We start from the raw sequence: 13,611 nt of genomic DNA, 5'->3' as shown, positions 1-13,611 counted from the left end.
ACAAATTTCAATTTTCAGATGTTGTTAAGAACATCTCAGTCAGCAAGAATAAGCCTAACTTCTTACCCTCTCAACTGATAATGCACTCTTATCAATGATAAGGACTTGTTCACTGGGCAAGGGCTAATGCGGATATCGATAGCAGTCCCAATAAGATCCATGCTCTATATAAAAAAATCATTTTTTATGGGCTGAAGTCAGCGCTTCTGAGCATTCATTGAGCCAAGAGATCCCCAACTTAGTTGGTGACACGTATTTGCGCCGTGCATCTTCCTTACATATATCAGTCTTAATCAGTTTTGAGTCAATTAATAGCTTTGCGATTGAATGCAGGGTTGCTTGGGAGGCGATTTCCTTCATCAGTATGAGATCCAAGACTGAGAGGGTCACACCTTCCATATAGGCAGTAAGAACAGCCTCCAAGACTATGACCCGCTTATATTCAGTTAACTTATAACGCTTATTTATTCTCCTAATGGAGTCGGAGAAATGCAGGTACTTAAAACAGGGTTTGGACATACTCGAATCGTATTCCCCTAAGGGGTATTCACCTAGAAGAATCGAGAATAACTTTTATATTTAAAAAGTAAAATTTTTATTATTAATAATAATATTTATATCATAAATAGTAGTTACTTTTGTTCGTTATCGAACATAGAAATGGCGCATTAGAGTACTAAGGTAGGATGTAATTATTCGATCGCAATCAATCTATAAAGAGAAAACCTGGCTAACTCCAAGCTGAGCAAAACACGCTTGATTGATAGCCAGAAGATTTAATCACTGGGTTAGCGTCGGCCCAAGGTCCCCTTAGGTTATATTCACTTTGGAATGCTGCTCAGCATCTGTTTTTGGCCTCTCCCCAGATACATAAGCCTTGGCAGCGGCATAAACGTATTTAAACCCCTGCATTCCTGCGTTGTTCCAAAACTCCCCTTCGCTTGGAGTAAATTTCAGCAATGCAATGTTTGGGTCAGATTTTCCAATTGGAAACCATACCTTCCAGATTTCTTTCCACAGCGTCTCAATTAAGGTGCGATCACCATCTATGGTTAATTCACCACTCACCGTGGCAAATTTTCTAGCACTTTGAAAGGTGAGCAAAGCATTTGGGTTGGCGCGAATCTCTTCAACCTTAATAGAGTTCATATCAGTTAAGAGGTAAGCCATCATACTTTCATCAAGTCGCGCTATTGCCATGGGCCTTGCATGAATTCCGCGAGCGCTATGTGTGACTAACATAGCGTCATCAAAATCCTTAACCACATCATATAAATTATTTTCTTTGATCTTGTCCATTCAAACCGACTCCTTAGTGTTTACAGTAGATAAGTGAATCCACCGATCACTCTAAAGAATCGCCCAGAAAAAACAGTGCGTTAACCAACATATCCAATAAAAATGATCTTATGCGGTAATTAGGACAGAGAGCTAAAAGTTCAAGTGGTAAGGTGATGAACCTTACCTAAAGTATCGGCCCACTAAAGTACTTTATTTATTTTTAATCTTTAAACACCCTGAAGATCAGAATGGTCAAGCAGACATTAGAGGATGCGATAAGTGAGAGGTTTTTCTGCTTTCCTACTCACAGCTAATAATCGCCAAATCTTCATTCCTTATAGGGCTGGGATTCCATTGATTTGGTGAATGGCAAGAAAATTACAGTGTAAAGAACTGACCTAGCTCTAAGTTCAACTCTTTAGCCAATTGGGCGCCCGTAACTTTCCCTGCAGCGCCTTTTGCCTTGAGGACCTCAATCTGCCCTCCATGACAAGCTACGAAGAATGCGTCCGAAGTAATTTGGGTGATTTCGCCAGGCTTACCTTTAACAGCACCGAAGGTAGCCACTACATGCTTATGGCAATCATAGATCTGCACTTTTTGCTCACCAAATTTAGTCCAGGCACCTGGTGCCGGATTAGATGCGCGAATCAAGTTGTAGATCTGATTAATATGGGTAGCCCAATGAATTTGAGCGGCATCAACACCAAACCAACCTTCATAATTTGCCTTAGATTCATCTTGAACAACTTCTTGATGCTGATTGGCAACCACTAGATCTGCAGCTTCAAGCAATGCTTTAATACCAACCGGGAAAAGATGATCAAAGTACACCTTACCTAAAGTGTCATTAGGTCCAATCACAACCTCTTTTTGCAAGATCACCTCGCCTTCGTCCAAACCATCAGATGGACGGAAAATAGTTAGACCTGTTTTATCTTCACCCAAAGCAATCGCCCAGTTAATGGCGCTAGGACCGCGATATTTCGGCAGTAGTGATGGGTGATATTGAATCGTGCCGTGTTTTGGTATCTTACAAAGCTCTTGCGGAACAAACTGCAGTACATAAGCCATGACGCAGATATCAGCCTTGCTTTCAATCATCGCTTGCGCTGCCTCCGGGCCTTTGAGAGAAGCAAATTGCAAAGGCGCTAAACCCTTTGCAATTGCGGCCTCTTTCAGCACTTCAGGCTTAGTCGATTTTGGATTATCAGGCGGACAAAAGACGGCAACGACTTCATCGCCACGATCCAAAAAAGCCTCTAAGGCTGCCTTACCAAAATCAGCACTACCAATCAGCGCAACTCGCATATTAAATCACCTTATCGTGGCGTAGAGCGATCAACTCATCGGTTGAGTAACCCAGTTCACTCAGAATTTCATCAGTATGTTCACCTAATAATGGTGAACGCGTCACATCAGTTGGGCTGTCAGACATCTTGATTGGATTGCCTACAGTGAGGTACTTGCCACGAATTGGATGATCTACTTCAACCACAGTTCCAGTTGCACGCAATGCTGGCTCTTCTGCGATCTCTTTCATAGACAAAATTGGGCCGCAAGGGATATCGTATTTATTCAGAATATCCATGACTTCAAACTTGGTCTTAGTCATCGTCCATTTTTCAATTTCACCGAAAATTTCCATCAAATGTGGCAAGCGAGCCATTGGTGATGCAAAACGCACATCGGTAATCCAATCTTCGCGACCAATCACTTTGCAGACTGCCTCCCAAACTGGGGCTTGTACGATTACGTACATATAGGAGTTTGGATCTGTTTCCCAACCTTTGCATTTCACAATCCAGCCTGGTTGACCGCCACCAGAAGCATTGCCAGCACGGGGCACGGATTCACCAAACTCTCCGTTTGGAAACTGTGGGTACTCTTGCATCAAACCGTTACGCTCCAAGCGCTGTTGGTCGCGTAGCTTCACACGACATAAATTCAATACAGCATCTTGCATCGCTGCCAATACTTTTTGACCACGGCCAGAGTGTGTTCGCTGATATAGAGCTGTAACGATACCCAAAGCTAAATGTAATCCAGTGCCGCTATCACCAATCTGCGCGCCAGTCACCATCGGAGGACCATCATCAAAACCTGTGGTCGATGCTGAGCCGCCAGCACACTGTGCTACGTTCTCATAAACTTTACAGTCCTGATAAGGGCCAGGACCAAAACCTTTTACTGAGGCCATGATCATCATTGGATTAAGTTCCTGAATTCGCTCCCAAGAAAAACCCATGCGATCTAATGCGCCAGGAGCAAAGTTCTCAACTAAAACATCACACTCTTTAATCAGGCGCTCTAGAATTTCTTTACCTTTTGGGGTTTTAGTATTCACTGTAATTGAGCGCTTGTTATGGTTCAACATTGTGAAATACAAACTATCCGCATCCGGGATGTCGCGCAATTGGCCACGAGTAGCATCACCCTCACCAGATTTTTCTACTTTGATTACATCGGCACCAAACCAAGCGAGCAGCTGAGTACAAGTAGGGCCAGATTGAACGTGTGTGAAGTCAAGAACCTTGACCCCTTCTAATGCTTTTGCCATGATTTAAGTCCCAAATAAAGATAAAATTTTGAATTGGGGCAATTTTACCAGCGCCGGATTATGGTGCAATACGGGATGTCTATTTATTGGACATCTTAGTGATTAATGCCCAAGAATAGCCATTTGACTAAAGACTTAGGGTTTTTTCAAGAGCAGGCAAGGGTTCTTTGTTACTAACAAAGCATAAAAAAGGCGCCCACAAGGGGCGCCTTTGAAGCCAATACAAATACTACTAATCGTTATTAAACTGCTTTTGCTGCATGCAACTTAGCGATGTCATCAGCGCTATAGCCGAGGTCAGCCAATACTTCATTCGTGTGCTCACCCAAGACTGGTGATGGACCCACTTCGATTTCCAAATCAGAGAACTTGATTGGGCTACCGATAGTCAAGTACTTACCACGTACCTTGTGATCCACTTCAACGATAGAGCCACTCTTACGCAAGTCAGGTGAATTAGCCAATTCTTTCATTGACAGAACTGGTGCGCAAGGAATATCGAACTTGCGGAGGATGTCCACAGCTTCGTACTTAGTCTTGTCCTTGAGCCACTCTTCGATTGTTGCGAAGATGTCAAAAATCTTGTCCTGGCGAGCTTCCGCTGTCATGTACGCTGGATCAGTTGCCCACTCTGGCTTACCGATCGCACGAGTGATAGGTTCCCAAGCATGACCTTGAATTGTGAAATAGATATAAGCGTTTGGATCTGTTTCCCAACCCTTACACTTCAACACCCAACCTGGCTGACCGCCACCACCTGCGTTACCGCCACGTGGAACTACGTCAGAGAATGTACCGTGTGGGTACTGTGGGTACTCTTCGAGGTAACCAATCTTGTCCAAACGTTGCTGGTCGCGCAACTTCACGCGGCACAAGTTCAATACAGCGTCTTGCATTGAGCAAGATACTTTTTGACCCTTGCCAGTTTTTTGACGCTGCATCAATGCAGTCAAAATACCAATGGCTAAGTGCATACCAGTATTGCTGTCGCCTAAAGCAGCAGCAGAAACTGTTGGAGGACCATCCCAGAAACCAGTTGTAGAAGCGGCGCCGCCAGCACACTGAGCAACGTTCTCGTAAACTTTTAAGTCTTCGTATGAGTGACCATCGCTAAAGCCTTTTACAGAAGCCATGATCATCTTTGGATTCAATTCCTGAATACGCGCCCAGCTAAAACCCATGCGATCCAAAGCGCCTGGGCCAAAGTTCTCCACCATGACGTCAGAAGTCTTGATCATCTTCTCTAAAACTTCTTTACCTTCTTGAGTCTTAGTATCCAAAGTCAATGAGCGCTTATTACCGTTCAACATAGTGAAGTACAAAGCATCTGCACCTGGAATATCGCGCAACTGGCTTCGAGTTACGTCGCCAGAGCCTGGGCGCTCAACTTTAATTACGTCAGCACCGTACCAAGCCAACAACTGAGTACATGCAGGACCAGCTTGTACGTGTGTGAAATCGATGATACGAATACCGTCTAATGGTTTAGTCATGTTTGATTCTCCTTAAAGTATTGCTTATTTATTACTCAATTTAGTTCAAAAAAATATTACTTCTTACCAGCAGCAGTCGATGGATTCAAGTTAGTTAAGCGTCCACTTTCGGTACCAGCAGTTTCATCAATCACAGCATTAATCAAAGCAGGCTTGCCTTCAGCAATCGCTTTAGTCAATGCAGCCTCTAACTCCGCCGGGGTAGTTACGTAGTAACCAACGCCGCCAAACGCCTCAATCATTTTGTCGTAACGGGCATTTTTCACGAATACTGTTGGGGCCACATCTGCACCGCCAGTAGGATTCACGTCAGTACCACGGTAAACACCGTTGTTGTTAAACACAACTGTAGTAATTGGCAGGTTGTAACGGCAAATAGTTTCTAACTCCATACCGCTAAAACCAAATGCGCTATCGCCTTCAACTGCAACTGTAGGTAAGCCGCTCGTTACGGCTGCGCCAATGGCGTAGCCCATACCAATACCCATAATGCCCCAAGTGCCAGAGTCAAAACGCTTACGTGGTTTGTACATATCAACAATTGCGCGGCAATAGTCGAGCGTGTTTGCACCTTCGTTCACCAAGTTCACATCTGGGTTCTTTTTGATCACATCGCGAATGGCACGCAAAGCGCCATGGAAGTTCATTGGCGAGGCTTCCTTAGCTAATGTCTCAGCCATCTTCGCCAAGTTCTTATCTTTTTTCTCGTTAATCGCGCCGATCCACTCAGCAGAAGGCTTTGGAACTGAAGCAATGCCTTTCAAGAGCTCACCAACAACAGAGCCGATATCGCCAATCAATGGGGCATCGATTTGTACGTTGCTATCCACTTCATTTGATTGAATATCGATCTGAATAAATTTCTTAGGATCTTTGCCCCATGTCTTACCCTTACCGTGCGCAAGCAACCAGTTCAAGCGCGCACCAACCAACATCACCGCATCAGCCTCAGCCAATACAAACGAACGCGCTGTAGAAGCAGATTGTGGGTGGTTGTCTGGCAACAAACCTTTAGCCATCGACATTGGTAAATATGGAATGCCGGACTTTTCAATCAATGTACGAATATCCGCATCGGCTTGAGCATAAGCAGCTCCCTTGCCCAACAAAATCAATGGACGCTTGGCACCCTTTAGGACATTCAATGCACGCTCTACAGCATCGGCCGCAGGAATTTGACGTGGAACTGGATCGATTACTTTGAAGATCGATTTCTTAGCTTCTTCAACAGGCATTGTTTGAGCTAACAGCTGTGCTGGCAAGTCTAGGTAGACGCCGCCTGGACGACCAGAAACAGCTGCGCGAATTGCGCGCGCAAAACCGATGCCGATATCTTCAATGTGATTAATACGGTATGCCGCTTTGCAATATGGCTTGGCTGCATTGAGCTGATCCATCTCTTCGTAGTCACCTTGCTGCAAGTCAACAATCTCGCGCTCGCTTGAGCCAGAAATCAAAATCATTGGGAAGCAGTTCACAGTGGCATTTGCCAATGCTGTTAATCCGTTCAAGAAACCTGGCGCTGATACAGTCATGCAAATACCAGGCTTTTGAGTCATGTAACCTGCAATCGCTGCAGCATTGCCAGCATGCTGCTCATGACGGAAACCAATGAAGCGCAAACCTTCAGCTTGAGCCAAACGGCATAAGTCGGTAATTGGAATACCAACGAGACCAAAAATGGTGTCTAAGTCATTTGCTTTTAAAGCATCGATGACGAGATGAAAACCATCAGTGACTTGGGTATTTTGATTATCTGTTGTCATAGAAATTTATAGTTCATTACACCGCCCGAACGTAAAGCACGCTCAGTGCAATTTAGCTTTCGCCAACTGTCTCCAATTAAGTTATTAGTAGTGCCATGGGGAATAAAAGCTCTCCCGTTAAGGCTAATATGAATCTTAGGCTCTGGGATCGGGTTCATCATTGACTTCGGTCAATTTCCCCTGAAATCTAGAAACATCTAGACCTGCTCTCTAGACAAAGAGCTCTTTATGCTTTGTTTTAAGGCGACTCAATGTCTCTGGAGAGAGGTTCAGGTAGGCAGCCAACTCTTTTTTTGGGAGTAACTCAAACAAGTCTTCGTATTTACGTAAAAAACGCTCTACCCGGCCCGGAGCATCCAGCATATGCAGGGTGATCGTGTGCGCCATGATCTCACTCATTAAGCGCATCACTTCAAACTCAAAACTCTCTTTAAGGGGCTTATGGGCATCCAGAAATTCAGCCCACTTTTTAAGGGGCATACGGGCGACCCGCGCTTTGGTTACCGAAGCAATGCTGTATGGGGCCGCAGTCTTGAGGCGCCAAGCCGCATAGCTTGTTTCAATATCTTTTTCGATGGCGAAACGCAAAATCATTTCTTTTGCGTCCGCACTAGAGACAATTCGCTTCAAAATCCCATCTAAAACGAAATATTGCTCCATCTGATGGTCACCTTGATGGAGCAGGATTTCTGATTTTTTGAGGTCTGAAATCACTAAATGACGCTCTAAATCAACCATCGCTTCAGGATCTAAGGTTTTTAACACCGAGTTTTGGCTCAACTGCAAACGAATCAGGTTTTTTTCGGGGTGCTTGTCTAATGCTGTCATGAATCCTTGTTCCTAGAGGGCACATTGTAGACTTTTTTGGTATTCAAAACGGTTTAACCCTTATTGATAGGATAGAATTGAAACGTCGTGGTGCTTTGTTGCAATGCAATGAAGTTAAACGGGAAACACTAAACGTGTGCTGCCCCCGCAACGGTAAGTAAATGCACCCTAACCTCAAAGTTAAGGTGTCAGGAGTCTGAAGAAGCCACTGTGCGCGTCAATTGCATGGGAAGGCCAGATTCTGATGTTTACTAGCCCGGATACCGGCCAAGACAGGTGGAATTTTGCGGACGGGGACCTTCGCGCGCCAATGAAGCATCCCCTGCCAAGCTAGCATGGTGCCCAATTGACGCCTGAACTCTCACAATGTGAAATTCTGTTCGACCCAGCTTACGGGGAAGTGAGCTAGGTGATTCGAAGGCAGAAGGTTCATCATGAAACAGCAGTTCAGCAGCAAAATACTTGTCGCTCTTCTTTGCGGCTCAGTAATAACATTCCACACAGCAGTGGTTGCTCAAAGTAATCCAACAGTTTCGGTAGCAAACTCGCCAAATCCAATGAATCCAATCATTGTGACGGCTACAAGAACGCCCACACCAGCTAAAGATGTACTTGCTGACAACGTATATATTGGGCCGGAAGAAATTCAACAGGCAGCACAAACTACTCTGGTTGAACTTCTTCAACAACAAAGAGGGATTCAAATAACTGCCTCGGGGGGCGGGAACGCTGCCTCATCTGTTTTTCTGAGAGGTAACAGCAATAGTCAAAGTATCGTTTTAATCGATGGCATTCGATCAGAGCAGTCATATATGGGAGGACCCACTTGGGGAAACATTCCGCTATCTTTAATCGATCACATTGAAATTATTTATGGGCCACAAAGTAGCATTTATGGTGCCGATGCTATTGGCGGAGTAATTCAAATTTTCACCAAAAAGGGTGAAGGCCCTCTTAAGCTAAGTGCATCCACAGGATACGGAAGTTATGGAACATCGATTAGTGATGCCAGTCTTTATGGGGCTACGGAAGGGGAAAAGCCTATTCGATATTCATTAAGTGTGAGTCAAGAACTCTCAATGGGATATCCAAGTGTTGCTGGAGCGGGAAATAATCATGGTCCATCTTATTCATTATTTAATGGTTACCCAGGGGAGCGAACTGGGTACAGCAAGGTTGGCGCTACAGGACAACTTAGCCAACAATGGGAGGCTGGGCATGAGATCGGCATTCAATTTTTCCAAAGCAAACTAAATAATCAGTTACCAGGAAAAGACTATTTTGCCGATGGGATAAATGGAACTGCTTTGATAGGTCAACAAATCGGTCAAATAGGTCAATATTCCTTGTACTCGAATGACAAGATTACTGAAACATGGAATAGCAGAATGCAGTTGAGCACTTCATTTCAAAATGATCAAACAGTTCAACTAGTTTCAAGCCCAAACAATACGAAGCAAAATATTTATACGTGGCAAAACGATTTCAAATTAGGTGAGGATGCCCTGCAATTTCTACTTGAGCGAAGAACGCAAAGTATTTATGCGCTCTCTTATTACGACCCCACTGGGTTGGGTGGGCCCAATAGCACGCCAACTACGATGAGTCAGGACCGCAATATTAATTCTGGTGCCTTAGCATACTCATTAAAAAGAGATTCCAACTTAATAAATCTTTCTGCTCGCAGAGATTACTTTACTGGTTGGGGCGCCCAGAATACCGGCAACATTTCATACGGCTACTTTCTTACTAATAACTTAAGAGCAAATGTTAATTATGGAACGGGATTTCGAGCACCTGATTTCAGCAGTCTTTACTTAGCAAACTACGGAAATTCAAGTCTATTGCCAGAAAAAAGTAAAAATACCGAAGGCGGTATATATTATGAATCTAGAAAGATGGATGCAAATGTAGTCGTGTATAACAACACTGTACAAAATCTGATTACTTACGCATCCACGCCCCCTCTTTGTACTGATACCCAAATTAATTCTCCGCCAAATTATGGTTGCGCAGCAAATGTGGGTTTATCTAAAATTAGCGGACTTTCACTTGGGAGCACCGCTCGTCTGAATGACTTTTCGGTAAAAGGCTCTTTTGATCAAATGAATCCAATTAATCAATTAACCGGAAATACTTTGGCACTACGCGCTCGCCAGGCCGGAAACCTAGAGTTTGGCTATCAAAATAGTAAATGGCAAGCAACCATTAATGGTACGGCTGTAGGTAGACGTTACGATAGCGGACAGCATGGACTTGGGGGATACGCGCTATTTAATAGCTATGCAAGTTATGCCGTGACTAAAGACTGGACTTTTTTTGGCAGAGTGAACAATATTTTTAATAAATACTATCAACTTAACTATGGCTGGAATCCCCCAGGAGTTAGCATCTTTGCGGGTATTCGCTACACAATGAAGTAACTCATGGAAATATTTATGCAGATCTCGACCCGCACACGCTATTTAGCGGTCGGATTTGCTGTATTTTGTTTTGGATTTTCCTTAGCCACTTTTGCTGTGCCAGTTTCAGTGATTGATGATCGAGAGGTTGCGGTGGTTTTTGATAAGACGCCACAGCGCATTGTGAGTCTTCTACCATCACTCACTGAGTCTGTTTGCGCTTTAGGAAAATGCAGCACCTTGGTTGGTGTTGATCGATTTTCTAATTGGCCTCAATCAATTCAGGGCTTGCCTAAGCTTGGCGGAATGGGTGACATTAATATCGAGCGTATCGTGCAACTCAAGCCAGATGTCGTACTGCTGGAAAAAGCCTCTCCAGTGGTCGCTAGACTAAATGAGTTGGGAATTAAGACTTTTTCATTGGATGTGAAATCCATGCACGACGAGGAACGCGCCCTTCAGAAACTAGATCTCTTGCTAGGCACATCTGAGAGCCCTCGCGTGTGGAATCAAGTTCAAAAAGAAATCACGCGTGCTGGTAAACAGCTATCTTCAGGTAATAAAAATATTCGCGTGTACTTTGAAGTCAATCCAGCGCCGTTTGCCGCTGGAAGCACTTCTTTTATTGGAGAAATTCTGACCGAATTGAATTTAGTCAACATCATTCCAAAAGGTCTCGGACCGTTTCCCAAAATCAATCCTGAATTTGTGGTTAAGGCAAAACCTGATGTCATCCTCCTCACCGAATCTACTATTGCTGATATTCAGAAGCGTCCTGGATGGAGTTCGATTCCAGCAGTTTCTAAGAATCGAATTTGCGTGTTTAAGGATGATCAAAAAGATATCCTAGTTCGCCCTGGGCCCCGAATGGGAGAGGCTGCCCTCATCATCTCCGCCTGCATACAAGAGAAGATGTCATCATCTCCATAATGCAAAAAAATTATTTTCTTGGAAAGCTATCCGGTCTGCTTATTTTCAGTGCCGTCTTAGTGCTGCTTGGCACCCTACTTGGTAGTACTGGTGCCAGCTGGAATTTCATTGAAACTGACCAAGCCCTTGTTTTGGATATTCGACTGCCACGGTCATTGGGGGCTTACCTTGCAGGTGCCTTACTTGGGCTTGCTGGCGGTATTGCTCAAAGCCTCTTTCGCAATCCTTTGGCTGACCCTTATTTATTGGGTAGTGCATCAGGAGCATTACTTGGGGTTGCTAGCATCCTTTGCTTTGGCTATCTTGGAAACACTTGGCTAGAACTGATTGGTCTTAATGGTGGTGCATTTCTTGGAGCGTTAATTGGTGTGCTGGCCTCGTTACTTTTGGCGGGCGGCTACCGTAGTTCCTTGCGCCTCTTATTGTCGGGAGTGGTCATCAGCGTGATCTTGGGAGCAGCGAACTCTTTATTCACATTCATTCGCCCCGATCTCTTTCAAAGTATTCAGTCATTCATGTTGGGTAATACAACTCTTCTTAATTGGTCTGGCGTAGAGATGATGGCGATCGCACTAGCACTTTGCTTGCTTGTCACACTCATCATTAGCCCTGTACTGGATGCTCTGTCGCTGGGTGAAAATACGGCCCGCACTTTAGGCCTACCTTTAGATCAACTACGTCTGGCATTGATTGGCATCCTCGCTCTTGCGACAGGTTGCGCTGTTGCTCAAACTGGCTTAGTAGCTTTTGTTGGGCTAGCTGCACCACACTTAGTTAGAAAGCTGGCTGGTGGAAGACAACGAGTGCAACTATTATTTTCCTGCCTAGGTGGCGGAATCTTACTGCTGAGTTCAGATCTAATTGCACGCATCCTCTTCGCTCCAATTGAAATCCCTGTTGGGCTTGTCTCTGCAGTCTTAGGTGGCCTCTATTTGCTGGTGCTGCTAAGGCGAACATCCCTTGAGGCGCGCACATGAAAACCCACCAGCTCAATATATATCGAGGTCCATGTGCGATTCTCTCTAATTTAAATTTAGATATTCCTCAGGGAAAATGGACTAGTGTTATTGGCCCTAATGGCGTGGGTAAATCATCCCTTCTACAAGCGATAGCTGGCTTACTCAAGTGGGATGGCTCAATCACAATTGACGGGGTGGATCTATCTACATTTGCCAATAAAGATCTTGCCAAGAAAATTGCCTGGCTTGATCAAGGCTCGAGTGCGCCGGATGAGCTTGGAGACTCCCTCAGCGTTTACGAGACTGTGATGTTGGGACGCATACCTCATCAAGGATGGCTGCATCTACCCTCAGAATCTGATCACTCATTTGTTGAGAAATCTCTCCAACATGCGGATGCCTGGCATTTACGTGATCGCCCATTGCAGCAACTATCCGGAGGAGAGCGTCAGCGGGCTTTATTGGCACGCCTTCTCGCTGTGGATTCCGATGTTCTTCTAATGGATGAACCCCTCGCCAATTTAGACCCACCTCATCAAGCTGATTTTTTGCAATGGCAAGGCAATTTACTGCGGCAAGGCAAAACCCTGGTGACCGTTTTGCATGAGATTCATTTTGCGCTCCGGGCTGACCATGTGATCATGCTCAATAAAGGCAAACTGCATTTTCAAGGGTCCAGCCAAGATCCCGCAACCCATCAAGCCCTGATTGCACTATTTGATGGCCGTATTCGATTAGAAAAGCTTGGTAGTGATTGGGTGACTCTACCGAACTAAGCCCAAAATCGGGGGTTTCACAAAGCATTTCCCTAAGGCTACAATGCCTATATGACCGAGCACATCCCTCATGTCCCAGGCGACTCTACTGAATCTGACCCGATAGCCGCGTCTTTGGAGAGGCTGGCTGGAAAAATTCAGCTGATTTCTGATGCTGTAAAAGCACTGCATCAGGATCGCGTCCAACTTGAGAATAAGATTGAGGATGCACAAAAACGGGTTCAGCATATTTTAAGTCGTCTGCCAGAGCAGAGTGATGGGCGTCAATTGAACTTACTCAGTGAGCCTGTGACACCAACCAATCCAGAGGATGGCAATGAGCCAACAACGCATTGAAGTAACCCTCGCCGGTCAAAAAATTACTTTAGCCACGAGTACTGAGCATGAGCCATTGCTTCGTGCAGCATGCACATTAGTTGATGAGCAAATTCAACTGGCAATTAATGGTGGCAATCGTAGCATTGAGCGTGCAAGCATGATGGCTGCACTAAAAATTGCAGGTGACCTCATTAAATTACAAACTGCATCTCAACTTGCTTCCGAACAGAGGGGTTCATCTAACCCCCATTCAGAAGAAATTACTCGACTCCAGAATGAAATTTATGCTCTGGAAGAT

The 13,611-nt window shown here is 44.8% G+C and carries 12 protein-coding genes, 1 pseudogene and 1 riboswitch; of the genes and pseudogenes, 6 read left to right on the top strand and 7 right to left on the bottom strand.

From position 1 onward, the window contains the following. Positions 1-177: 177 nt before the first annotated feature. The 7 genes from FD967_RS02895 to FD967_RS02865 form a co-directional block, all read right to left on the bottom strand. Positions 178-423, bottom strand: coding sequence for a hypothetical protein (locus tag FD967_RS02895; protein ID WP_215326628.1), 246 nt, complete (start codon positions 421-423; stop codon positions 178-180). A 387-nt stretch (positions 424-810) separates the two neighbouring features. Continuing rightward, the gene (locus FD967_RS02890; RefSeq protein ID WP_215326626.1) at positions 811-1,299 is read right to left on the bottom strand and encodes a pyridoxamine 5'-phosphate oxidase family protein; all 489 of its coding nucleotides are present in this window, start codon (positions 1,297-1,299) and stop codon (positions 811-813) included. 360 nt (positions 1,300-1,659) lie between these two features. Then, positions 1,660-2,592, bottom strand: a complete 933-nt coding sequence (locus tag FD967_RS02885; RefSeq protein ID WP_215326625.1) for a methionyl-tRNA formyltransferase — start codon at positions 2,590-2,592, stop codon at positions 1,660-1,662. Between the two features lies 1 nt (position 2,593). Further along, entirely contained in the window at positions 2,594-3,841 is a 1,248-nt protein-coding gene (gene frc, locus FD967_RS02880; RefSeq protein WP_215326624.1) for a formyl-CoA transferase, read from the bottom strand. 242 nt (positions 3,842-4,083) lie between these two features. Beyond that, positions 4,084-5,334, bottom strand: a complete 1,251-nt coding sequence (gene frc / locus FD967_RS02875; protein ID WP_215326623.1) for a formyl-CoA transferase — start codon at positions 5,332-5,334, stop codon at positions 4,084-4,086. Positions 5,335-5,390: 56 nt separating this feature from the next. Continuing rightward, positions 5,391-7,100, bottom strand: a complete 1,710-nt coding sequence (oxc, locus tag FD967_RS02870; RefSeq protein ID WP_215326622.1) for an oxalyl-CoA decarboxylase — start codon at positions 7,098-7,100, stop codon at positions 5,391-5,393. Positions 7,101-7,310: 210 nt separating this feature from the next. Further along, positions 7,311-7,928, bottom strand: coding sequence for a Crp/Fnr family transcriptional regulator (locus tag FD967_RS02865; protein WP_215326620.1), 618 nt, complete (start codon positions 7,926-7,928; stop codon positions 7,311-7,313). 71 nt (positions 7,929-7,999) lie between these two features. Continuing rightward, a riboswitch (cobalamin riboswitch) is annotated at positions 8,000-8,215 on the top strand. Between the two features lie 147 nt (positions 8,216-8,362). Between FD967_RS02865 and FD967_RS02860 the strand changes: the two genes are divergently transcribed. The 6 genes and pseudogenes from FD967_RS02860 to FD967_RS10820 all read left to right on the top strand — a co-directional run. Then, positions 8,363-10,351: a TonB-dependent receptor domain-containing protein gene (locus tag FD967_RS02860; RefSeq protein WP_215326618.1), complete on the top strand. Its 1,989-nt coding sequence runs from the start codon at positions 8,363-8,365 to the stop codon at positions 10,349-10,351. A 3-nt stretch (positions 10,352-10,354) separates the two neighbouring features. Further along, a complete protein-coding gene (locus FD967_RS02855; protein WP_251369080.1) occupies positions 10,355-11,260 on the top strand; it encodes an ABC transporter substrate-binding protein in 906 nt (301 codons plus the stop codon). Beyond that, a complete protein-coding gene (locus FD967_RS02850; RefSeq protein WP_215326617.1) occupies positions 11,260-12,237 on the top strand; it encodes an iron ABC transporter permease in 978 nt (325 codons plus the stop codon). The genes FD967_RS02855 and FD967_RS02850 overlap by 1 nt, the downstream gene beginning before the upstream one ends. Then, entirely contained in the window at positions 12,234-12,995 is a 762-nt protein-coding gene (locus FD967_RS02845; protein ID WP_215326616.1) for an ABC transporter ATP-binding protein, read from the top strand. Before FD967_RS02850 ends, FD967_RS02845 begins: the two co-directional genes overlap by 4 nt. 51 nt (positions 12,996-13,046) lie before the next feature. Continuing rightward, entirely contained in the window at positions 13,047-13,331 is a 285-nt protein-coding gene (locus tag FD967_RS02840; protein WP_215326615.1) for a hypothetical protein, read from the top strand. Beyond that, a pseudogene (locus FD967_RS10820) lies at positions 13,306-13,536 on the top strand (cell division protein ZapA); the annotation flags it as partial. The gene FD967_RS02840 and the pseudogene FD967_RS10820, both read left to right, overlap by 26 nt. Between the last annotated feature and the right edge of the window lie 75 nt (positions 13,537-13,611).

The organism is Polynucleobacter sp. JS-Mosq-20-D10 (genome assembly GCF_018687755.1).
Taxonomy (GTDB): domain Bacteria; phylum Pseudomonadota; class Gammaproteobacteria; order Burkholderiales; family Burkholderiaceae; genus Polynucleobacter.
Note: the sequence above shows the minus strand (reverse complement) of the source record. Positions and strands in the feature narration are given on the sequence as shown.